We start from the raw sequence: 24,305 nt of genomic DNA, 5'->3' as shown, positions 1-24,305 counted from the left end.
CGGCAGCGTCGGGTACTACCCCTTGCCTTTCACGCTGCCAATAAACGTTTTACGCGCTGTGGTGGAACCCAGTTTTTCAGCCTCATTCATCAGTTTCAGCGCTTTATCGATATCCCCCGCCTTCACCGCCTGTTTGATGCCGTTGTTAAAGTAAGTTTCGGTGTCATTCAACATCGGTTCTGCCGGTTTGGCTGGAGCCGGTGCCGGAGTCGGTGCTGCAGCAACCGCCGCGGTTGATCCCACTACCACTGGCGTCGCCGCCGGTGCCGGTTGCAGCATGCCAATCATGATATTGCCGCTGCCCTGTTCTGCAGTGACCTTCAGTTTGATGGTGCCGCTGGTGCTGTGGCTGGCGATCGGATCCGGAATATCCGGCGCCGCGTTGCCCACACCGGCAGCGTAGGCCTTGGCCGGGTTAGTCAATTGAGTGGTTTTCGCCAGATCCTGACGGGTGGTGTACACCAGCAAATAAATCTGCTTTTGACCAAGCGCCGGGGTCAGTTTCAGCGTGCCCTCAAGGCGATCGGACGACATCGCACCCGGTGGCTGATAAGGGAAATAGCTGCTCGGGTAATAGGCTGCCGGGCGCAGGTGTTCATCCAGTACCAATACGCTCGGTGCGTAAATTGAGTTGTTCTTGCTGATGCTGCTCAGTGTGACTTCCAGCGAACCGCGATCGGCCGGCAGCGTATAGGCGGCGATAGCGCCCTGAATATCACCCTGATTAATTTGCGGGCTGACATTATCGAGTTTCACATCCTGGCTGACCGGCGGCACCAGCGGTTGCCATGGCAAACTTTGCAGCGTGGCAGTGCTAATGGCCGGAGCAACGGAAACATTGGCTGGCGTATCGGCATTGGCCACCAGTGGCGCACCAACGGTAAGAGCCAGTGACAGGCAGAGTGACAGCAGATTCTTTTTCATTGTTATACCCCAAGCTAACCGACGTGGCTCAGGCAAGAGAGACGATGTCGGCGAATACAGGTTGGGGAGAGCACCTGGCTCCCCCCGTTATCTCATTACCACCAGATTTCCATCTGGGCGCCGAAGGTGACTTCATCGTCATTGCCACGGCTGAAGGTGTGCATACTGGTGTCGTTATAGGCGGTACCGGCATTCAGACCCGGAGTGCCCTCTGCATCGCTGGCAGTAGCGTAACCCCATTTCTCATCCCACTTGGCGTAGGTCGCAAATACACGGATAGCCGGACGTGACCAGATGCTGTTGCCCGCCTGCCACTGCTGCGCCAGGGTGACCTTGTACTGACCGTTGCGATCGCCGGTACGCTGGGATTTCACGTTGTCGTAACCGGCTTCCAGCAGGGTGCTCATGATAGGCGTCCATTTGTACATTGGGCGCACGCCCACGGTGTACCAGGTGGTGCCGTTGTTGTTGTCGCGATCGATGTCCTGGAACATGGCGACATACATCATCGCCCATTGGTCGTTGAAGTCGATGGCACCGTGATCCAGCACGCGGATCATCTTGCCATTGTTGTCGATAGTGGCGCCCTGGCTACGACCATTGTTCTGTGAGGTCATAGAGTCGGTGGCATATTGCAGTACAAACTTGTTGTAGCCAGTCAGGATGCTCTGGGTATGTTCCGCAGTCACCAACCAGCCGTCTTTGCTGGCGCCATCGGCCAGGCTATAACCATCTTGTGCATTAGCACGGCCGTAGTCCAGACCCAGCTCCAGGGTACCGCCCGGGTTCAATTCCAGACCGGCAAGGCGCACGTCAAAGGTATCGTTGACGGTTGGGCGCTGCTTCCATTCATTATCCAGATAACCGTAAGAGCCACCGGATTCGGAGTTGCGGGTCACGGCGGCAGACAGCTTGCCGAAGCCCAGATCGATGTTTTCCAGACCGGCGCCCGGACCGGAGATATCCCAGTAGTAGAAGTCAATCATGTGAACATCATGACGCTGATAGAAGCGCTTACCGGCCCACATATTGGCACCCGGCAGCCATTCGATCAGGTTTTTACCCTGCACGTTCACTTCACGGAAGCCTGGCGTCACGTCTTCCCAGTCGGAGCGTTGTGAAACCGAGTAAGCCAGGTTGGTATCGAAGTAGAAGCTTTTGTCGCCCTCTTTCCACACTTCCTGACCCAGCTTCAGTTCGGCGTAGGTTTCACATTCGTTACCGAGACGGTATTTGCTGTCGGCGCCGGTGGCCTTGAAGCACTGTTGCTCACCGCCACTGCCGGTCCAGCCGATGCCGGAACGGGCATAGCCTTTAAAATCAAGGGCCATGGCCTGAGTGGTGAGAACACCAGCGGCGATTGCCAGTGCCAGAGGAAGTTTGCGCAAGATAGTCATCATTATTCTCCTGTTATACAGACTGTGATGCTTTAAACGCCCGGCTCCTGGTGCAGCCGTTTACATGCCGTACCGTCTTCACGGAACAAATGGCAGCGGTGAGGCGGCAGGCCGATGGCGAATGTTGCACCTTCTTCTACCAGCACCACGTCGTTCTGGCGGTAAACCAGGTTTTGACGAATTGCCGGGATTTGGATGTGGATTTGCGTCTCGTTGCCGAGTTGCTCCACCACCTGTACGTCACCGGTCAGCCGAATTTCAGAGGCATCACCAGGCAACAGATGTTCCGGGCGAATGCCCAGTGACATATTCGAGCCGGCCTGCACCTGCGTGCCTTCCACCGGTAACCACACCAGTTGGTTGTTAGGCAGTTCGACCTGGACCTGCTGAGGCTCTACGGCGGTCACTTTGACCGGCAGGAAGTTCATTTTCGGCGATCCGATAAAGCCGGCGACAAAGCGGTTGGCAGGATAGTGGTACAGCTCCAACGGTTTACCGATCTGAGCGACGCGTCCGGCATCCAGCACCACGATTTTGTCGGCCAGCGTCATCGCTTCGACCTGATCGTGGGTGACGTAAATCATGGTGCGCTGCAGGCGCTTGTGCAGACGGGAGATCTCAATGCGCATCTGCACCCGCAGCGCGGCGTCGAGGTTGGACAACGGTTCGTCGAGCAGGAACACGTCCGGCTCCGCCACCAGCGTACGACCGATCGCCACCCGCTGACGCTGCCCACCGGACAGCGCTTTCGGCCGCCGGTCGAGCAGGTGAGCCAGTTGCAGCACTTCCGATACCTGATTGACCCGCTGATTGATTTCCGCTTTTTTAGCCCCCGCCAGCTTCAGGCCGAACGACATGTTGTCGGCCACCGACAGGTGCGGATACAGTGCGTAAGACTGGAATACCATGCCGATGCCGCGCTCGGACGGCGGCACCTCATTCATCCGTTTATCGCCGATCATCAGCTCACCGGAGGTGATGTCCTCCAGCCCGGCGATCATGCGCAGCAGCGTCGATTTGCCGCAGCCCGATGGCCCGACAAACACCACAAATTCACCGTCGTTGATCGTCAGATTGACGTCTTTGGAAATCACCGTTTCGCCGAAAGCCTTATAAACGCTGCGCAATGTGACGCTAGCCATGCGTTACTCCCCTGCTTTCGCAGTTAACATTTCGTGTAAAAATGGCGGACGCAAAACCCGCCAAAACCCATTGATGACCCTCTTGCTGCGCACCGTGCTGCCAAGCCAGTGGCAAGGTCGCCTCAGACGGTGCGGCCGCCTGAGTATAAGGCTGCAGGTTAATCAGCGCTTCAAGGCATTGATCCTGATGGGTAATAAGTAATCTAACGATACCATTACTCTGGCTGACCGCGCTCAGTTCCCCCTGCTGGATCACCGCCAAGCGGCGCAGCGACAGCAAGGACTGGCAGTAACGCAAGGTGGATTGGTGGTCATGCTGTTGGCGGCTGATAGCCAGCGCGCGATGCTCAATCGCCACCTGCTGATACCAGTGGATTTCACCGGCGGTCACTTGCTCAGGGGCTTCATGCCATGGCATCGGCGTTTGCGCGCCGAGCGGATCCTGCAGGCCGGCGGCGTGCGGCAAGCCCAATTCTTCCCCCTGATACAGGCAAATGGGTGCGGGCAGCATTGCCAGCAGCGTCAAAAAGGCATCGGCGGAGCGCAAGTTGCCCTGCCCCCAGTGGCTGACCACCCGAGGCTGGTCGGCATCACCGGTGCTCCACAGGCTTTCTGCCAACGTGGTGCGGCGAGCATTCAACACCTCAACCAGCCTCTCCACGCTGAAGGGCACGACCTCCAACGCCAGTGGGCTGCGCAGATACTGTTGCGCAGCAGCGGCGCGACGAATGTGGTTTGGCCCGTCGCAGTACCACAGGGCCAAACCCTGGGCAGCGACCGCCGCCGCCTCTTGGGCCGCCAAGCCCTGCGGCAACACCAGGCCGTCAATCGACAGCGTGCTCAGGTAGGGCAACGCCGCAATCATGCCGTGGGTGTCACCCACGCCATCCCCGTTTCCATCGCGGAAACTGACCGGATGGATCCGGTACAGGGTGGGCTGAGTGGCGGTAGGCATTGGCGACATAAATCCGGTTCCCTGCTGCTCGTGGCGATGAAAATCAATGTGGCCGATAGTGCGGTAAACCCCACAAAGGGTAATCATCCGTAACAGGATTTTTCATGGGGGAGGAGATGGGAGGATGAGAGAACGACCGCGGCGGTGAGAAGTTCCACGCTTAAGACAAATCTGTGATCTGCCTGGCAAAAATCGTCCCCCTATTTTGTGTCTGACGCCACAGAATAGAGAGCAATGTTAACTGGATCACACTACACAGACGTGGGGCGTAGAGGGGGGGAGGATGAGAATGTGTCGCTTTGTGACCCACTATTACCGCGAAACCTCTCTCCTTGATTTACGTGCCCATAAAAAAGAAGGATTGGATTATGACTCGCAGCTTTACCACCGCCCGCACACTGGTGCTTTCGGCTCTGACCACCCTGGTGCTTTCCTCTTCCGCCTTCGCCAAGATCGAGGAAGGGAAACTGGTTATCTGGATCAACGGCGATAAAGGCTATAACGGCCTGGCCGAGGTCGGCAAAAAGTTTGAGAAAGACACCGGTATCAAAGTCACTATTGAGCACCCGGACAAGCTGGAAGAGAAATACCCGCAGGTTGCCGCCACCGGCGACGGCCCGGATATTATTTTCTGGGCTCATGACCGCTTTGGCGGCTACGCGCAGTCGGGCCTGCTGGCCGAGATCCATCCTTCCAAAGCCTTCCAGGACAAACTGTTCCCCTTCACCTGGGACGCGGTGCGCTACGACGGCAAGCTGATCGGCTACCCGATTGCAGTGGAAGCGCTGTCGTTGATTTATAACAAAGACCTGATCAAACAGGCGCCAAAAACCTGGGAAGAGATCCCGGCTCTGGACAAAGAACTGCGCGCCAAAGGTAAAAGCGCCATCATGTGGAACCTGCAAGAACCCTACTTCACCTGGCCGATTATCGCTGCCGACGGCGGTTACGCCTTCAAGTATGAGAACGGCAAGTACAACATCAAAGACGTGGGCGTCGCCAATGCCGGTTCGCAGGCAGGCCTGCAGTTCATCGTCGATCTGGTGAAAAACAAACACATCAACGCCGATACCGATTACTCGATTGCCGAAGCCGCGTTCAATAAAGGCCAGACCGCGATGACCATCAATGGTCCATGGGCCTGGTCAAACATCGAACAAAGCAAAATCAACTACGGCGTGACCCTGCTGCCGACCTTTAAAGGCAAGCCTTCCAAACCCTTCGTCGGCGTACTGACCGCCGGGATCAACGCCGCCAGCCCGAACAAAGAACTGGCGACCGAATTTCTGGAAAACTACCTGCTGACCAACGAAGGGCTGGCGGACGTCAACAAAGACAAACCGCTGGGCGCGGTGGCGCTGAAGTCTTATCAGGAACAACTGGCGAAAGATCCGAAGATTGCCGCCACCATGGAGAACTCCCAGAACGGCGAAATCATGCCTAACATCCCGCAGATGAGCGCCTTCTGGTATGCCGAACGCAGTGCGGTGATCAACGCCGTCAGCGGTCGCCAGACGGTGAAGGCCGCGCTGGATGACGTACAGACCCGTATCACCAAGTAACACACTATGTTGTGCGGGGTGCAGACAGGCACCCCGCTGTGGCTTCACAGAAAGGAACGCCCTATGCAATTAGCTCACGCCGGTTCACCTGCGCGCAAAAAGTCGAAGTGGTGGCAGAGTGACATACTGAAATGGCTGGTTATCGGCCTGTTCAGCCTGGTTACCTGCTATCTGATTGTGTTGATGTATGCACAGGGTGAATACCTGTTTGCCATTCTGACGCTGATCCTGGTCAGCGCCGGGCTTTACGTCTTCGCCAACCGCCGCGCCTACGCCTGGCGCTACGTTTACCCTGGCATCGCCGGCATGGGGCTGTTTGTCCTGTTTCCGCTGATTTGCACCATCGCCATCGCCTTTACCAACTACAGCAGCACCAATCAGCTCACCTTTGAGCGCGCCCAGTCGGTGCTGATGCAGCGTCAATTCCAGACCGGCAAGACCTTTACCTTCGGCCTGTATCCGGCGGAAAACCAACGCTGGCTTTTGCAGCTAACCCACCCGGACAGCGGCCAACAGCTGATTTCCCAGCCTTTCAGCTTTGATGCCAACGCACCGCAAACGCTGAAGCTGGTCGAAGAAAGCGCCGAACCGGCAGGCGAACGCGCCACGCTGCGGGTAATCACTCAAAACCGTCAGGCACTGAGCCAACTGGTAGCACAGTTACCGGACGGGGGCGAGTTGCGCATGAGTTCCCTGCGCCAGTTTTCTGGTACCAGTCCGCTTTACGCTCTGGATAAGGACAGCAATGCGCTGACCGACCAACAGACCCATATTCAATATCGCCCCAACCCGGAGATTGGCTTTTATCAGGCGGTGAATGCCGACGGTAACTGGGCCAAAGAAACGCTAAGTCCGGGCTACACCGTTACCATTGGCGGAAAAAACTTCCTGCGTGTGTTGCAGGACGAAGGTATCAAGAAGCCATTCGTGTCGATCTTTATCTGGACCATCGTGTTCTCGGTGATGACCGTGATCCTCACCGTAGCGGTAGGCATGGTGCTGGCCTGCGTGGTGCAGTGGGAAGCGCTGAAAGGCAAGGCTGTCTATCGCGTGATGCTGATATTGCCCTACGCGGTGCCGTCGTTTATTTCGATTCTGATTTTCAAGGGGTTGTTCAACCAAAGCTTCGGTGAAATCAACATGATGCTCAGCCATCTGTTCGGTATCAAACCGGCCTGGTTCAGCGATCCTGTCACCGCCAAAAGCATGATTTTGATCGTCAATACCTGGCTGGGTTACCCGTACATGATGATCCTGTGCATGGGGCTGCTGAAAGCCATCCCGGACGACCTGTACGAGGCTTCGGCGATGGACGGAGCGACCCCGATGCAGAACTTTTTCCGCATCACTCTGCCGCTGCTGATTAAACCGCTGACGCCGCTGATGATTGCCAGCTTCGCCTTCAACTTTAATAACTTCGTGCTGATCCAACTGTTGACCAACGGCGGGCCGGACATGATCGGTACCACCACGCCGGCCGGTTATACCGACCTGCTGGTCAGCTACACCTACCGCATCGCCTTTGAAGGCGGCGGCGGACAGGACTTCGGGCTGGCGGCAGCAATTGCCACACTGATCTTCCTGCTGGTAGGCGCTCTGGCGATCCTGAATCTGAAAGCCAGCAAGATGAACTTCGACTAGGGAGAAAAATAATGGCTATGGTCCAACCCAAATCCCAGCGTCTGCGTCTGTGGATAACCCATGCTCTGATGCTGTGCTTTATCGCCCTGATCATGTTCCCGCTGCTGATGGTGGTCACTATCTCACTGCGATCTGGCAACTTCGCCACCGGCAGCCTGATACCGGAACAAATTTCCTGGGATCACTGGCGGTTGGCGCTCGGCATGAGCGTGACGCACGCCGATGGCAGCGTCACTCCACCGCCGTTCCCGGTCCTGCTGTGGCTATGGAACTCGATCAAGATCGCAGTGATCACCGCCATTGGCATCGTCACGCTGTCTACCACCTGTGCCTATGCTTTTGCCCGCATGCGTTTTCGCGGTAAAAGCACCCTGCTGAAAAGCATGCTGATTTTCCAGATGTTCCCGGCGGTATTGTCACTGGTGGCGCTGTACGCCCTGTTCGATCGCCTGGGCCAGTACATTCCGTTTATCGGCCTGAACACCCACGGCGGGGTCATTTTCGCCTATATGGGCGGCATCGCGCTGCACGTCTGGACCATCAAGGGCTATTTCGAAACCATCGATAACTCTCTGGAGGAGGCGGCGGCACTGGACGGCGCCAGCCCGTGGCAGGCTTTCCGTTTGGTGCTGTTGCCGCTGTCGGTACCGATTCTGGCGGTGGTGTTTATTCTGTCGTTTATCGCCGCCATCACCGAGGTGCCGGTAGCTTCACTGCTGTTGCGCGACGTCAACAGCTATACGCTGGCGGTTGGGATGCAGCAATATCTGAACCCGCAGAACTATTTGTGGGGCGATTTTGCCGCTGCGGCGGTGCTGTCTGCGATTCCGATTACCGCCGTCTTCCTGCTGGCGCAGCGCTGGCTGGTCGGTGGCCTGACGGCTGGTGGAGTGAAAGGTTAGTTTTTCTCGGGCTCAACATGTGGAGCCCCTACAGCGCTTGATGTACTTCAGTTCTTTCCGATCAATACCTGTGTCTTCGGCGGCCCCTACGGGCCGCCATTTTTATGTCATTTATTCTCGTTTTAAGCGGTCGGTATTCGCCAGATACAGCGTCACCACCAGTAACAGTATCGCGGCAGAATAAATTAACGTGTCTATTGGGTTTTCATGATCCACTATGATCAAACGAATAATCGCGGTAATGCCGATATAAATAAAGTAGCGCAGCGGGAAGTGATAACCCGATTCAAAATACTTCACAATCAAAGCGATAAACTCAAAGTAGAGAAAGTAAATCACTATCCCTTCAATCAGCAAATAGGACGTCGATTCCTCGTTGTTTACAAATAAGACTTTCGCCAAATGAATGGTTTCTTTCACCAAAAAGACGATCAGGATCGCCGCCAGCAGCAACAGTCCGACGTTCAACACCCGTTGTAACCCTTTGGCGATCATCACCGAGCGGGAGGTTTTTGCCATAAATATTCCCCATCAATACCACTATAATTATTCGCGCATCCTAACATAGGCATTATCTTAAAAATTAACATCTGCGTGAAACTTAAAAAAAATAAATATTATTCAATTAGTTACATTTTAATGTTTCATATGGATATATTTGTAGCAAATTGAAATGTCCACTATGATGGGTCATAGATCTTTACATAAAACAAACAACTCGAATTAACAAGGGAATATTTATGCGCGCTAAACTTAACGGACTGGTCGCCGCAGGCCTGTTTACCTGTGCATTGAGCGGCCATGCCAGCGGATTGGTAACCCCTGATAATGACCTGCGTAATGACCTCGCCTGGCTGTCTGACCGTGGCGTCATCAACGTCAGCCTGTCTACCTGGCCACTGAGTCAGGAAGAAATCAGCTCCGTAATTTCACAGGCCAAACCGGTAACCAATACCGAGAAAAACGTTCTCGACCGCGTTCAACGTCGCGTCGGTGACTTAAAAGCCAATATTCGCGTCAGCGGCTATGCAGCCACCGACAAACCGGGCACGCCGCAGGGTTTCGGCCAGAACCAATATGCTGACCAAAGTCTGACTATCGGTGCCGGTGCCAACGGCGAGTTCTGGGACGTACGCGTTCAAGGCTCAGTCGAGGGCGATCAACGCGTCAGCGACGGCTCCAAATTCAACCTGAATGGCTCCTATGGCGCAGTTAAAGTCTGGAACCAATGGTTGTCCTTCGGTGAGGTGTCCCAATGGTGGGGCCCGGGCTATGATGGCAGCCTGATCCGTTCCGACGCCGCACGTCCGGTAGCCGGTTTTATGCTGCAGCGCGCCGACCAATCGCCGTTTGAAACCCCATGGCTTTCATGGATTGGCCGTTGGCAGTACCAGCTTACCGCCGGCCAGCTGTCGCAATACACTGCCGTGCCTGATACCAAACTGATTGGCGGTCGTTTTACCATGATGCCGACCAACTTCCTTGAGCTGGGCGCTTCACGCGTCATGATGTGGGGTGGCGATGGCCGTCCGCACTCCTGGAGTTCGTTCTGGGACGGTGTGACCGGCAACGACAACACCGGCGACCCGAAAAACGATCCGGGTAACCAGCTTGGCGGGTTTGACTTCAAGCTGAAAATGCAGCCGCTGATTGGTCTGCCGGTCAGCTTCTACGGCCAAATCACCGGTGAAGATGAAGCCGGCATGTTGCCGTCGCACAATGCCTATCTTTTAGGTCTGGAAGGCCACCCGGAATGGGGCCCAACCACCATCAACTGGCACATTGAGGGCACTGATACTCGCTCCAACGGCAATGCCAACAACGTTATGTACAATCACTACATTTACAAAGGCGGCTACTACCAGCAAGGCTACCCACTGGGTCATGCAATGGGTGGCGACGGGCAAATGCTGTCCGGCCGAGTAGAAATGGTGTTGGATGATGGTCAGCGTTGGAGCACCCGCCTGGTGTACGCCAAAGTGAACCCAAATAATCAGTCTATCAACCATGCATTCCCGAAATCCGACACGCTGAAAGGCATTCAGTTGGGCTGGGGCTACAACTTCGACTCGCAGGTCAAGTTCGATACCAGCCTGTGGTACACCGATAACAACGCCAGCACCGCCGATGACGTGGGCGCAGGCATCAGTTTCGAAGTGCCAATCAATCTGTAATCATTCAGATGTAAAAAAACCCGCCGCGGCGGGTTTTTTATTGGCATCAATTCGGGGTAGTGCTTAACGCCATTCTTTAAAGCGGTTGATCAGCGCATTGGTTGAGCTGTCATGGCTGCTGACCGCTTCGTCACCCGCCAGTTCCGGCAGAATGCGGTTAGCCAGCTGTTTGCCCAGCTCCACGCCCCACTGGTCGAAGGTGAAGATGTTCAGGATCGCGCCCTGGGTGAAGATCTTGTGTTCATACAGGGCAATCAGGCTGCCCAGGCTGAACGGGGTGATCTCACGCAGCAGGATGGAATTGGTCGGACGGTTGCCTTCAAACACCTTGAACGGCGCCACATGCTTGACCTCTTCCGGCGTTTTGCCCTGCGCGGCAAACTCGGCCTCTACCACTTCCAGCGATTTACCGAACGCCAGCGCTTCGGTCTGTGCGAAGAAGTTCGACAACAGTTTGGCGTGGTGGTCGCTCAGCGGGTTGTGGCTGATGGCCGGTGCGATAAAGTCGCAAGGCACCAGTTTGGTCCCCTGATGGATCAACTGGTAAAACGCGTGTTGACCGTTGGTGCCTGGCTCACCCCAGATGATCGGGCCGGTCTGGTAATCCACCGGGTTGCCGTTGCGATCGACATACTTACCGTTGGATTCCATGTTGCCCTGCTGGAAGTAAGCAGCAAAACGATGCATGTACTGGTCGTAAGGCAGGATGGCTTCGGTTTCTGCACCGAAGAAATTGTTGTACCAGATACCAATCAGCGCCAGCAGCACCGGCAGGTTTTTCTCTGCCGGGGTTTGTGCGAAGTGTTGGTCCATCGCATGCGCGCCGCTCAGCAGCTGTTCAAAGTTATCAAAGCCCAGTGACAGGGCAATCGACAGGCCAATCGCCGACCACAGGGAATAACGACCGCCGACCCAGTCCCAGAATTCGAACATGTTGGCGGTATCGATACCGAACTCACCCACTGCCTTGCCGTTGGTCGACAGCGCCGCGAAATGCTTCGCTACGTGTTTTTGATCGCCGGCAGTGCTCAGGAACCAGTCGCGCGCACTGTGGGCGTTGGTCATGGTTTCCTGGGTGGTGAAGGTCTTGGACGCCACCAGGAACAGGGTGGTTTCCGGGTTCAGTGGCTGCAGCGTTTCGGCGATATGGGTGCCGTCAACGTTGGAGACAAAATGCATATTCAGGTGGTTTTTGTATGGGCGTAGCGCCTCGGTCGCCATATAAGGGCCGAGATCGGAACCGCCGATACCGATGTTCACCACGTCGGTAATGGCTTTGCCGGTGTAACCTTTCCAGTCACCGCCAATCACGCGGTCGCAGAACTGTTTCATTTTGGCCAGCACCGCGTTCACTTCCGGCATCACGTCTTTGCCGTCCACGATAATCGGGGTATTGCTGCGGTTGCGCAGAGCAACGTGCAGCACCGCACGGTCTTCGGTACGGTTGATTTTCTCACCGGCAAACATGGATTTGATCGCGCTTTGCAGATCGGTTTCTTTCGCCAGTGCCTGCAGCTTCTCCAGGGTCTCCGCGCTAATGCGGTTTTTAGAGTAGTCCACCAGCATCTGATCGTTGAAGGTGGCAGAGAACTTGGAGAAACGCTCTTTGTCCTGAGCAAACAGTGAGCTGATTTGGACGTCTTTCATCTGTTCGAAATGTTGCTGCAGGGCTTGCCAAGCAGCGGTTTGACTAGGATTGATATTTTTCATAGCAACACTCTTAGGCTTGAGAATAAAGATGACGTGGTTGTCCGATTGTAGCCTGTTCGACTGTGATTATGATCTCTTTTCTTGCGATAGGCGCTAACTGTCAAACGCCGCCGCATCGTTTCAGCTCTTCCCCTATACTTTTGGATAACAGCCTGTTATCAGGGTTAGTTAACTGTCACCAAACTGTGTCAGATTATCACCACGTCATTGACGTAATTAGGCGAAGGATGCGCGGCCAGCAGGCTGCGCTTTGAAACACGAAGGACATGACTATGGAATTATCTGCCCCGTTGATGTTAGTGGTTATTGGCTTGAGTTCACTGCTGGCGCAGTGGTTGGCCTGGCTGTTGCGCCTGCCGGCCATTCTGCCGCTGTTGGTGTTTGGCGTGGTGTTGGGGCCGGTGGTGCATCTGGTTCAACCGGACGCGCTGTTTGGCGATTTGCTGTTCCCACTGGTGTCGCTGTCGGTGGCCATTATTCTGTTCGAAGGCGCGCTGACGCTGCGGGTCGAGGAAATACGTGGCCTGGGTGGCGTGGTACGCAACCTGGTGACCATCGGCATGCTGATGACCTTCCTGGTGATTGGTGTGGCCTGCTGGTGGCTGCTGGACTTTCCCCCCGAACTGGCGGCGCTGATCGGCGCAGTCACCGTGGTCACCGGCCCAACGGTGATCGCCCCGCTGATGCGGGTAGTACGGCCCAACGCCAATATCAACCAGGTGCTGCGCTGGGAAGGGATAGTGATTGACCCGGTCGGCGCTATCTTCACCCTGCTGGTGTTTGAATTTATCGTCCTGAAACAGCATTCGGAGTCTTACACCCACCTGTTCTACACCCTGGGCATTACCGCCGCCGTCGGCCTGGTGGCCGGTGCGCTATTCGGTTACCTGTTGGGCCTGGCATTGCGCCGTGTTTGGCTCCCTCGCTACCTGCAAAACCTGGCGGTACTGGCAATTATGCTCACCGCTTTTGGCGTATCAAACGCCATTGCCGACGAGTCCGGCCTGCTGACCGTCACGGTGATGGGGATCTGGCTGGCCAATATGCGCGATGTCGATACCAGCGACATCCTGGCGTTTAAAGAAGAACTGTCGGCGATCCTGATTTCGGCGCTGTTTATCATTTTGGCGGCACGGCTTGATATCCAGGCACTGTGGAACATGGGCTGGCCGCTGCTGGGCCTGCTGTTGGTGGTGCAGTTTATCGCCCGGCCGCTGTGTATTGCGGTATCGACCTGGCGCTCCTCCCTGCACTGGCGCGATCGGCTGCTGCTGTGCTGGATCTCGCCGCGCGGTATCGTCGCTGCGGCGGTCAGTTCTCTGTTCGCCCTGACCTTGCAACGCAGCGGTTACCCAGGGGCCGATCGCCTGGTGACCGTCGTGTTCGCCGTGATCATCGGTACCGTGGTGCTGCAAAGCCTGACCAGTAGCCTGATGGCACGCTGGTTGCGGGTACAGCAGCAAAAACCACGCGGCGTGCTGATTGTCGGTGCCAACAGCGTGGCGCGCATGCTGGCGCAGGCGTTGATCAAAATGAATATCCCGGTGCTGGTCACCGACAGCAGTTGGGAATATTACCGCCAGGCACGCATGGAAGGCATCCCCGCTTATTATGGGCATGCTTACTCCGAACATGCCGAGAACTATCTTGATCTCAGCGATACCGCGCAGGTGTTGGCGCTGTCACCCAACCGCCATCAAAATGCGCTGGCGGTCTACCACTTCGGCCATATTTTTGGTGAGGGAAAGGTGTTTGCCATCCGCTCCGGCGCACCGTTGAAAGGCCGCGGCAACAGTGGGGAAAGCTCGCGCTTTCGTCGGCATGAAGTTTTATTTAATCAGGAAGCCACCTACGCCCGCTTGAGCAGTCTGATCGCCCATGGCGCCACCATCAAGGCCACCAAGCTGAACGAAAACTTTGGCTGGCTGGAATATATTGAAAAAAATCAGGGCATTATTCCGTTATTCAGCCAACGGGAGGACGGCGCACTGCACCCCATCGGAAACGGTTTCGTTCCGGCGATGCCCTGTACGCTGATTGCGCTGGTACAAGATGAAAATCCCTCAACGTCCGGACGTTGACAGCAGCGCGATTACCGGCTATTCCTAACAGCCTACTTGCGCACCCGGTGCGCAAGCCAGAAGAGGTGCGTCGCCCAGGTAGAGTGTCAGAGGAGCCGTTGTCCAATGACGACGCTTGAGGGGGAGCGACGCCGAGGTAAGGTGATGTGCGGCATTCATCGTATCGACTACAGGGGCTGAATCCCCTGAGTTGTCACCAGGGATTGTCCGTAGGGGCAATCAGCAAGGTGGGGCGCTTCTGGGTGTATCGTAGCTTTAACCTCTACGTCTGCCCCCTGCTTATCGCTCCTCCCTTGTGCCAAGGCTATGAAAAAAGCGCTCTCTGAATAGAGCCACCCTGACACGAGGTTTTTACATGAACCAAGCAGCACCCCAGAATTCCACCGTTGTCGCCAAATTCGGCGGCACCAGCGTTGCTGACTATGAAGCCATGAACCGCAGCGCCGACGTCGTACTCGCCAATCCGGACGTACGCCTGGTGGTCTTGTCCGCTTCTGCGGGCGTCACCAACCTGTTGGTGGCTCTGGCCGAAGGCAGCGATGCCGACAAACGCCATTTCCAGCTCGATGAAATCCGTCGCATCCAATACGCCATCCTTGATCGTCTCGACAATCCGGCGGTGGTGCGCGAAGAAATCGACCGCATGCTGGAAAACATCGCCATGCTGTCCGAAGCGGCATCGCTGGCAAATTCGGCGGCATTGACCGATGAACTGGTCAGCCATGGCGAGCTGATGTCTACCCTGCTGTTTGTGGAGATCCTGCGCGCTCGCCAGGTGCAGGCGGAATGGTTTGACGTACGTAAAGTGATGCACACCGATGATCACTTCGGGCGTGCCACACCAGACAGCGCAGCGCTGAGCCAATTAGCCCAATCGCTGCTCAAACCGCGTCTGCAAGAAGCGCTGGTGGTCACTCAGGGCTTTATCGGCAGCGAGCCGAAAGGCCGAACCACCACGCTGGGCCGTGGCGGCAGCGATTACACCGCCGCACTGCTGGGCGAAGCGCTGAGCGTTAGCCGGGTGGATATCTGGACCGACGTGCCGGGTATCTACACCACCGATCCACGCGTGGTTCCGGCGGCAAAACGCATTGACAGAATTACCTTCGAAGAAGCGGCAGAAATGGCGACCTTCGGTGCGAAAGTATTGCACCCGGCGACCCTGCTGCCGGCCGTGCGCTGCGATATTCCGGTGTTTGTCGGCTCAAGCAAGGATCCGGCCGCCGGGGGCACCCTGGTGTGTAATACCACCGAGAATCCGCCGCTGTTCCGCGCACTGGCACTGCGCCGCAAGCAAACCCTGCTGACACTGCACAGCCTCAACATGCTGCACGCACGCGGTTTCCTGGCCGAAGTGTTCAACACTCTGGCACGCCATAATGTCTCGGTGGATCTGATCACCACTTCTGAAGTCAGTATCGCACTAACCATGGACACCACCGGCTCTACCAACACCGGTGGCAGCCCGCTGACCACCTCGTTGCTGACCGACCTGTCATCACTGTGCCGGGTGGAAGTGGAAGAAAATCTGGCGCTGGTGGCGTTGATTGGCAACAAACTTTCCCAGGCCTGCGGCGTCGGCAAGGAAGTGTTTGGCGTGCTCGACCCGTTCAATATCCGCATGATTTGCTACGGCGCCAGCAGCTATAACCTGTGCTTCCTGGTGCCCGGCAACGACGCTGAGCAAGTGGTACGCACCCTGCATCACAATCTGTTCGAATAAACTATTATCATCCCTTGCGGGCGCAGCATGCTGCGCCCCTACATCTAAAAAATCAGTTCATAACCGTAGGAGTTCAGTCCGCTGAACTCGCAAAAAAACACAACTCCACCCCATCGTTCTATTTGGCTAAGGAAAACCTCATTCATGCTGGCAAAATTTACCCGATTATTCCCCCTGTGGGCGGTGCTGCTCGCCGTCGCCGCCTACTTCACCCCCACCAGCTTTACCGGTATCGGCCCCTACGTCAGCCCGCTGCTGATGTTGATCATGTTCGCCATGGGCGTCACGCTGCGGCTGGATGACTTCAAGCGCGTGCTGTCCCGGCCTGGCCCGGTAGCCGCCGGGATCTTTCTGCATTATCTGATCATGCCGCTGGCCGCCTGGCTGCTGGCGATGCTGTTCCATATGCCGCCTGATCTTTCCGCCGGCATGGTGTTGGTCGGCAGCGTGGCCAGCGGTACCGCCTCCAACGTCATGATCTATCTGGCTAAAGGCGATGTGGCGCTGTCGGTAACCATCTCGGCGGTTTCCACTCTGGTGGGCGTGTTCGCCACGCCGCTGCTGACCCGCTTATACGTCGATACCGAGATCAGCGTCGATGTGATGGGCATGCTGCTGAGCATTCTGCAGATCGTGGTGATCCCGATTGGTCTGGGGTTGATCGTCCATCACACCTTTACCAAAACCGTCAAACGCATCGAGCCTATTTTGCCGGCGCTGTCGATGGTGTGCATTTTGGCGATCATCAGTGCCGTGGTCGCAGGCAGCCAAAGCCATATCGCCTCGGTCGGGCTGGTGGTGATCATCGCGGTGATCCTGCATAACGCCATCGGGCTGCTGAGCGGTTACTGGGGCGGCAAGCTGTTTGGCTTTGACGAGTCCACCTGCCGTACGCTGGCGATTGAAGTCGGCATGCAGAACTCCGGACTGGCGGCAACGCTGGGCAAAATCTACTTCTCACCGCTGGCCGCGCTGCCGGGCGCCCTGTTCTCGGTGTGGCATAACCTGTCCGGTTCGCTGCTGGCGGGTTACTGGTCCGGTCGGCCGATCGGCAAAAAATAATCTCATCCTGGGGCGCAAATGAGTGCGCCCCAAACCTTCTGCGAAATTTCGTATTTCCCACTGGTCGGATTGTCAGAATTACCCTCACCCTTTATTATCCCCGGACAAAATAAAATTCAGATTCTTCCTATCCGTGCCGATAAAGTTTAAATAGCGGACAGGTTAATTACTTTTTTTAGTTAATTAACTCAACGGAACTGAAAATTAAAACAAGCAGCCTAATTATTATTTAGATATATACCCATCGTCTTAATTTGCCTGCGGCAAATCGAGATATCACGCAATGTGCTTGTCGCTCGCTGTTTCGGGCCGGCCTCTGGCCGTCCGTTTCTTGACCTCATGGATTGAGCAGGCCACCCGCTGGCTTCTCATAATGGATTAAAATGATTAAAAAAACCGCCGCCCTGGTGCTGCTGTTCAGCACTGCGCTCCCCGCCGCTACCCTGCCGGAAATGGAGCATTTTTCGCCGATGGGCGAATCACGCCGCGCCCTGCAAGACGGCACGCGTGAAGTGAATCAGCAGATCGAGCAACGACGCTACCAACAGCTTAAACAACAGCAATTACTGGCAGACCCCGAACCCGCGCCCCCGGCATTGCCGCGTTCAGCCCAATGTTTGCCGATTGATGGTGTCTATCTGCAAGGCATTACCCTGCTGTCAGCGAAAGATTTGGCGGCGCTCAGCGCACTGCCACCGCGTTGCATCAGCAGTAATGACATCAACCGTCTGACACGCGAATTAACCCGTTTATACCTTGATAAAGGCTATATCACCGCCCGCGTACAGTTTATTCGCCCTAATGCCGAAGGGGAATTGGGTCTGCGGGTCACCGAAGGATTTATCGAGAAAATAGAGGGCGGCGATCGCTGGGTTAACAGCAAATTATTATTCCCCGGACTGGAAGGCCAGCCGCTGAAATTAACCCAGCTCGATCAGGGATTGGATCAGGCCAATCGTTTGCAATCGAACAAAACTCGCCTGGATATATTACCGGGCAACCAAACCGGCGGATCCATTATTCGCTTGCATAACCAACATGCCAAGCCCTGGCTGCTGTCCGCCACCCTGGACAATTACGGCCAGAAAAATACCGGCCAGTGGTTGGCTCGCAGCACGGCAACGCTGGACAGCCCGTTCGGTCTGTCGGACTTTGTCAGCCTGAACGTCGCCGGTACCTTGAAAGAGCCGTCGCAGCGCTACAACCGCGCCTATACCCTGCTCTATTCTCTGCCCTATGGCGCCTTCACCTTCAGCGGTTTTGCCAGCTATTCGCAATACATGAACCGCCAGCAGTTGGTGTTCAACAGCTATAAGCTGCATGGCCAGACCCAGCAATACGGCCTGCGCGGCGATTATGTGTTTTACCGCGATCGCGATCAAATCAATGCCCTGAGCGGCCAACTGACCCATAAGCGTATCAATAACTACTTCGACACCGTGCGCATCAGCCTCGGCAGCCCGACGCTCAGCCTGTTCGAACTGGGGGTGAATCACCTGCAGATCCTGCCAACCGGGCTGGTCAGCGCCAACCTCAGCGTAGAACAAGGATTGCCGTGGTTTGGGGCCGATAGCCACGGCGGTGCCGGCCTGCCCGATGCCCAATTCACCAAAGGCAAGCTGTTCGCCAACCTTACCCAACGCTTCACCCTGGCCGGTTCCGGTTACCAGCTCAGCAACCTGCTGTATGGGCAATACAGCCGCGATCGGCTGCCCGGCGTGGAATGGCTCAGCCTGACCGACCGCAGCGCGATCCGCGGTTTCAGCCGCAGCACGCTGTCCGGCGATAACGGCTGGTACCTGCAAAATACCCTGTCCCGCAGCTTCAACCTGGGCCAAAGCACCCTCACCCCACGCCTCGGCGGCGACGTCGGCCGGGTGTTGCCGCGCGATAACCGCCCCTCGGGTTGGCAAAGCAGCGCCGGGTTGAGTGCCGGGGCCACCCTGCGTTATCAGCGCGCCATCATCGACATCGAGGCCAGCCGCGGCTGGCTACTGTCCAGCCACGCCATGCCGGACGATCCGATCCAGGTGCTGGCCCGCTTCTCGTACACCTTTTAGTCAGTCATTTTTTGCAGTACCACACGGCGATATATGGAGATACATGGATGAAAAATAATAACTTCAGGCTTTCGGCAGCGGGCAAGTTGGCCGCTTCACTGGCGATCATTCTCGCCTCACTTGGCAATGGTTATGCCGGCGAGATCGTGGCGGCCAACGGGGCTAACGGCCCCGGCGTTTCCACCGCCGGTAACGGCGCGCAGGTGGTCAATATTGTCACGCCGAATGACCACGGGCTATCGCATAACCAATATCAGGATTTCAACGTCAACCAGCCCGGCGCGGTGCTGAATAACTCGCGCGACCCCGGACTGTCTCAGTTGGCCGGTCAGCTGGGGGCCAACCCGAACCTGAACAACCAGGCGGCCAGCGTAATCCTCAACGAAGTGATCAGCCGCAATCCATCGTTGTTGCACGGTCAGCAGGAAATCTTCGGTATGGCAGCCGACTACGTGCTGGCCAACCCGAACGGCATCAGTTGCAGCGGCTGCGGTTTTATCAATACCAGCCGTTCGTCACTGGTGGTGGGCAACCCGCTGGTAGAAAACGGCATGCTGCAGGGCTACAGCACGCTGGGTAATCGCAACACCCTGAGTCTGGATGGCAAGCTGAATGCCGGAGGCGTGCTGGATTTGATCGCCCCGCGCATCGACAGCCGGGGCGAGGTGATCGTCACTCCGGTATTCGATAAGAAAAGTGGCAACATGGTGGCGGATATCAACGCCATCAGCGGTAATAACCGGGTCTCACGCGAAGCGAAAGTGCTCAGCAGCGAGCAACCCCTGAGCGCGCTGGACAGCTACTATCTTGGCAGCATGCAGGCCGGACGCATCAACATCATTAACACCGCAGCCGGCAGCGGCGTGAAACTCGCGGGCAAACTGCAGGGCAGCGATGAGATCCGGGTGAAAGCCTACGACATCCGTGCAGAAAGCCAGGTGAGTGACGACAGCAGCAGCCGCAACGGCGGTGAGAACTACCAAAACTATCGTGGCGGTATCTATATCAACGACCGCAGCACCAGCCAAAAGCTGGCCCGCACCGAGCTGGCAGGCAAAAATATCAGCCTGCTGGCCGATAACAGCAACCACCTGACCGCCACCGATATTCGCGGCGAAGAGGTTAATTTGCAGGGCGCCAGCCTGACGCTCGACGGTCAGCAACTCAAGCAGACCCAGGGGCATACCAACGACCAATGGTTCTACTCCTGGCAGTACGACGTCACCCGTGAAAATGAGCAGCACCAGCAGGTCGGCAGCAGCGTCAGCGCCAGCAAAAACGCCACGCTGACCGCCACTGCACAGGATGTGAAACTGCTCGGGGCCACGGTCGGGGCCGGTAACTCGCTGAAAATCGATGCCAAACGCGATGTACAGATCGCCGGACTGGTCGAGAAGGATAAAACCAGCGAGCGCGGCTATCAGCGTAACCATACCTCCAGTCTGCGCACCGGCAGTTGGAACAACAGCAATGAAACCGAAAGCCTGAAGGCCAGCGACCTGCATGCCGGTGGCGACTTGATGCTGAGCGCCGGTAACAGCCTGGTGGCCCAGGGAGCAAAAGTGTATGCCGCACGCAACCTGCAGGTAAATGCCAACGATCAGATCAACATCGACGTGCAAAAAACCGCTAACGCCAAATCGGTGCGTGACAATAAAACTTCCTGGGGCGGTATCGGCGGTGGCGATAATAAAGATAACAGCCACCGCCGCGAGGTCAGCAACGCTTCCGAGCTGACCGCCGACGGCACCCTGTGGCTGAACGGTAAACAGGGCGTGACCATTACCGGCAGCAAGGTCAAAGGCAGTCAGGGCGGTTTTGTTACCGCCAGCAACGGTGGCCTGCGGATTGATAACGCGCTCAGCACCAACATCGACAAGGTCAATGCCCGCACCGGTACCGCTTTTAACATCACCAGCAGTTCGCAAAAGTCCAACAACAGCCACCAGCAGTCCACCGCCAGTGAACTGGTTTCCGATACCAACCTGCAACTGGTCAGCCAACAGGATACCGACGTGGTGGGCAGCAAGGTCACCAGCACCGGCAAGCTGGACATCCAGGCCGGTGGCAATATCAACGTCAGCGCGGCAGAGCAGCAGCAACGCATTGATGAGCAGAAAACGGCGCTGGCGATCAACGGCTATGCCAACGAGAAAGGCGATAAGCAATACCGCGCCGGTCTGCGCATTGAACATACCAGTGACAGCGAGAAAACCACCCGCAGTGAGCAGCAGTCTTCAATACTCAGTGGCGGCAGCGTAGCGTTACAAGCGGATAAAGACGTGACTTTCAGCGGCTCCAAACTGGTGACCACTCAGGGTGATGCCAGCGTCAGCGGCAACAACGTCGCCTTCCTGGCAGCAAACAACAAGACCACCAGCGACACCGAGCAAACCAAAATTGGCGGTGGGTTCTATTACACCGGCGGCATCGATAAAGTGGGTTCGGGCATTGAAGGCGGTTATGAGAACAGCAAAACTCAGGCGCAAAGCAGCAAGGCCGTTACCTCGGGCAGCGATATCAAGGGCAATCTGACCATTAACGCCAAAGACCAGCTGACACAGCAAGGTGCGCAGCATCAGGTCGCCGGCAAATATCAGGAGAATGCCAACAACGTTGCCCACCTGGCCGCCACTGACAGCACCAGCAGCAACACCCGCAAAACCGAGGTTGGCGTGGATATCGGTGCCAACGTCGATTACAGCGCCATCACCCGTCCGGTTGAACGCGCAGTGGGCAAAGCCGCCAAACTGGATGCCAACGGTGTGATTAACGATATCGGCAGCATCGGCTTGCCGAACGTCGGCATCGACGTCGCTGCCAACGGCGGCAGCAGCGAACAGCGCAGCAGCAATTCGCAGGCGGTGGTCAGCAACATCAAGGCCGGGGAGATTGCGGTTAAAGCTGCCGGGGAACTGCAGGATCGCGGGACCCAATATCAGGCCACTCAGGGCAGTGTGACGCTGAAGGCAGACAGCCACCGCAGTGAAGCGGCGGAAAACCACCAGCAGCAGAGCCAAAGCGATAGCCGTGGCAACGCCAGCGTGCGCGTTTACACCAACACCGGCAATGACCTGAACGTCGACGCCAAAGGTGACGGCGGCAACAAACACAGTGCAAGTAGCGCCAGCCAGGCGGTCACCGGTGGCATTACCGCGGCCAACGGCATCGACATCCAGGTTAAGCAAGACGCGGTTTATCAGGGCACTTCACTCGATGCCGGCAAGGGCAAAACACAGGTGAAAGCTGAAGACGGCAACCTGCGTTTCGAGCAGGCTACCGACCGCAGTCACGAGAGCCACAACGACTTTAATGTCAAAGTGTCGGCCAAAGGCGGCTCCACTCCGGAAACCAAAAACTTCGGCGGCGGGCTGGGCGGCGGTCGCAGCGTGGGGGAAAGCGACAGCAGCAGCGCACAGGTCAGCCAGATCAGCGGCCAACAGGGCGTGGAGCTGGAAGCCGGTCGTGGGTTGACGCTGCAAGGCAGTCATGTCACCAGTCAGGGGGACGTCACCTTGAAAGCAGGCGACAAGGTGGCGCTACAGGCAGCCGAATCGCACCAGACGCGCAAGGACGATACGCTGTCAGGCAATATCGATATTGGCGGTAACAGCACCGACAGCGACAAAAAGAGTGCGGGCGGCGTTTCCCTCGGCGGCGCATTTGACATCGCCAGGGTCGATGAATCCTCCACCACCCACCAGGGCGGTAAAATCACCAGCGGTGGCGCAGTGAACATTACCGCCAAAGGCACTGGCGACCAGGCACTGCATCTGCAAGGGACCGAAGTCCAGGGCAGCAGCGTCGGCCTGAATGCCGAGCATGGCGGTGTGGTGCTGGAGTCGACGCAAAATCAGGAGCAGAAAAACAACTGGAATCTGGGGCTGAAAGCGAACGCCAAAGGTGGCCAATCCTTCAACAAGGATGCCAGCGGCAAGGTTGACGCCACCAGCGGCAGCGACACCCACACTCTGGGTGCCGGGGTAAAAGTCGGCGTCGATAAGCTGCAGAAAACTACCCAGGGTAACAGCCTGATTAACGCCAACGAAGTGACGATCAACAGCGGTAAAGACACCACTCTGGCCGGTGCCCGGGTCGATGCCGATAGCTTACAAGGCAACGTCGGCGGTGACCTGCGCGTCGAGAGCCGCAAAGACAGCGAAAGCAGCGTGAAGGTCAATGTGGACGTCGGTCTGAACCACACCAACGATCCGGCCAGCAGCATCACCTCCAAACTGTCGAAAGTCGGCACGCCGCGCTATGCCGGTAAAGTGAAGGAGAAACTGGAGGACGGTATCAACAAGGTTGCTGACGCCACTACCGACAAGTACAACAGCGTGGCCCGTCGTCTCGATCCCAAACAGGACACCACCGGCGCGGTTAGCTTCAACAAGGCCGAGGGCAAAGTAACGTTGCCGGAAACTCTGGTCGGCGAAAAAGAACAGGCACCGCTGTGGGATCGCGGCGCTCGCTTCCTCGGCAACAAGTCCAAAGAGAGTCTGACCGGCCCCGCCGGGTTACAGGGCCAGTTCAAGGTCAAAGCCGACGTAGTCAATAACGATGCGGTGGGCGTGCAATCCGCTATCAGCGGGAAAAATGGCGTGGCGCTGAACGTGCAGGGCAACACCCAACTGAACGGTGGGGAGATCCGCAGCCAGCAGGGTGAAGTAATGCTGGGTAACGGCAAGCTGGAACAGCAGGACGTGGCAGGCAGCCGTTATCAGGGGGGCGGTCACCTTGATGCGGCAGCCTCTGCCGGTGGCCTGCTGGGGATCGCCGGTAAAAGCGTGGCGAATCTGGAGACCCCGGTCGGCGGCTATATCAATAGCCAGGCCGCCGATGCCAAGGCAGGTATTTTTTCGGGTAAATAACTGGCGGTAAATGGTCCCCTCTCCTTTGGGAGAGGGTAAGGGTGAGGGGAAGCACACCGACACGAAAGCCCCTCACCCCGACCCTCTCCCCCAGGAGAGGG

General features: G+C 56.8%; 15 protein-coding genes and 1 riboswitch. Of the genes, 9 read left to right on the top strand and 6 right to left on the bottom strand.

Annotation, left to right across the window (positions count from 1 at the left end):
* Positions 1-15 precede the first annotated feature (15 nt).
* The 4 genes from malM to FCL49_RS16375 form a co-directional block, all read right to left on the bottom strand.
* Complete coding sequence (gene malM, locus FCL49_RS16390) at positions 16-924, bottom strand: maltose operon protein MalM (RefSeq protein ID WP_174354379.1); 909 nt, start codon at positions 922-924, stop codon at positions 16-18.
* Between the two features lie 95 nt (positions 925-1,019).
* Entirely contained in the window at positions 1,020-2,321 is a 1,302-nt protein-coding gene (locus tag FCL49_RS16385; protein ID WP_302479877.1) for a maltoporin, read from the bottom strand.
* A 32-nt stretch (positions 2,322-2,353) separates the two neighbouring features.
* Positions 2,354-3,463 carry a maltose/maltodextrin ABC transporter ATP-binding protein MalK gene (gene malK, locus FCL49_RS16380; protein WP_174354377.1) on the bottom strand — a complete coding sequence of 370 codons (1,110 nt, stop codon included), beginning with the start codon at positions 3,461-3,463 and terminating at the stop codon, positions 2,354-2,356.
* A complete protein-coding gene (locus tag FCL49_RS16375; protein WP_174354376.1) occupies positions 3,456-4,427 on the bottom strand; it encodes an alpha-amylase family glycosyl hydrolase in 972 nt (323 codons plus the stop codon). The genes malK and FCL49_RS16375 overlap by 8 nt, the downstream gene beginning before the upstream one ends.
* Before the next feature lie 359 nt (positions 4,428-4,786).
* On the opposite strand from FCL49_RS16375, the gene malE reads away from it, so the two are divergent.
* From malE to malG, 3 genes are all read left to right on the top strand, one after another.
* Positions 4,787-5,980 (top strand): maltose/maltodextrin ABC transporter substrate-binding protein MalE, encoded by a 1,194-nt coding sequence (gene malE, locus FCL49_RS16370; protein ID WP_037416088.1) that lies wholly within the window; start codon positions 4,787-4,789, stop codon positions 5,978-5,980.
* Positions 5,981-6,043: 63 nt separating this feature from the next.
* Positions 6,044-7,621 carry a maltose ABC transporter permease MalF gene (gene malF / locus FCL49_RS16365; protein ID WP_174354375.1) on the top strand — a complete coding sequence of 526 codons (1,578 nt, stop codon included), beginning with the start codon at positions 6,044-6,046 and terminating at the stop codon, positions 7,619-7,621.
* Between the two features lie 11 nt (positions 7,622-7,632).
* On the top strand, positions 7,633-8,523 hold the full coding sequence (malG, locus tag FCL49_RS16360) for a maltose ABC transporter permease MalG (protein WP_012147168.1): 891 nt from the start codon (positions 7,633-7,635) through the stop codon (positions 8,521-8,523).
* 111 nt (positions 8,524-8,634) lie between these two features.
* Here the strand turns inward: malG and psiE are convergent, their stop codons facing one another.
* On the bottom strand, positions 8,635-9,042 hold the full coding sequence (gene psiE, locus FCL49_RS16355; protein WP_012147169.1) for a phosphate-starvation-inducible protein PsiE: 408 nt from the start codon (positions 9,040-9,042) through the stop codon (positions 8,635-8,637).
* A gap of 221 nt (positions 9,043-9,263) precedes the next feature.
* Here psiE and FCL49_RS16350 point away from each other — a divergent pair, with 221 nt between their 5' ends.
* On the top strand, positions 9,264-10,697 hold the full coding sequence (locus FCL49_RS16350) for a capsule assembly Wzi family protein (protein ID WP_174354374.1): 1,434 nt from the start codon (positions 9,264-9,266) through the stop codon (positions 10,695-10,697).
* Positions 10,698-10,760: 63 nt separating this feature from the next.
* On the opposite strand, the gene pgi is transcribed toward FCL49_RS16350, so the two are convergent.
* Entirely contained in the window at positions 10,761-12,407 is a 1,647-nt protein-coding gene (gene pgi / locus FCL49_RS16345) for a glucose-6-phosphate isomerase (protein WP_174354373.1), read from the bottom strand.
* Between the two features lie 272 nt (positions 12,408-12,679).
* Between pgi and FCL49_RS16340 the strand changes: the two genes are divergently transcribed.
* The 5 genes from FCL49_RS16340 (at position 12,680) to FCL49_RS16320 (ending at position 24,204) form a co-directional block, all read left to right on the top strand.
* Entirely contained in the window at positions 12,680-14,488 is a 1,809-nt protein-coding gene (locus tag FCL49_RS16340) for a cation:proton antiporter (RefSeq protein WP_174354372.1), read from the top strand.
* A gap of 52 nt (positions 14,489-14,540) precedes the next feature.
* Positions 14,541-14,734, top strand: a riboswitch (Lysine riboswitch).
* A 109-nt stretch (positions 14,735-14,843) separates the two neighbouring features.
* Positions 14,844-16,211 carry a lysine-sensitive aspartokinase 3 gene (gene lysC / locus FCL49_RS16335; RefSeq protein ID WP_174354371.1) on the top strand — a complete coding sequence of 456 codons (1,368 nt, stop codon included), beginning with the start codon at positions 14,844-14,846 and terminating at the stop codon, positions 16,209-16,211.
* Between the two features lie 144 nt (positions 16,212-16,355).
* A complete protein-coding gene (gene panS / locus FCL49_RS16330) occupies positions 16,356-17,273 on the top strand; it encodes a ketopantoate/pantoate/pantothenate transporter PanS (protein WP_174354370.1) in 918 nt (305 codons plus the stop codon).
* A gap of 383 nt (positions 17,274-17,656) precedes the next feature.
* Positions 17,657-19,333, top strand: a complete 1,677-nt coding sequence (locus FCL49_RS16325; RefSeq protein ID WP_174354369.1) for a ShlB/FhaC/HecB family hemolysin secretion/activation protein — start codon at positions 17,657-17,659, stop codon at positions 19,331-19,333.
* Between the two features lie 47 nt (positions 19,334-19,380).
* Complete coding sequence (locus FCL49_RS16320; protein ID WP_174354368.1) at positions 19,381-24,204, top strand: hemagglutinin repeat-containing protein; 4,824 nt, start codon at positions 19,381-19,383, stop codon at positions 24,202-24,204.
* The last annotated feature ends 101 nt before the right edge of the window (positions 24,205-24,305 follow it).

This window comes from Serratia proteamaculans (assembly GCF_013337185.1).
Lineage (GTDB): Bacteria > Pseudomonadota > Gammaproteobacteria > Enterobacterales > Enterobacteriaceae > Serratia > Serratia proteamaculans_D.
Note: the sequence above shows the minus strand (reverse complement) of the source record. Positions and strands in the feature narration are given on the sequence as shown.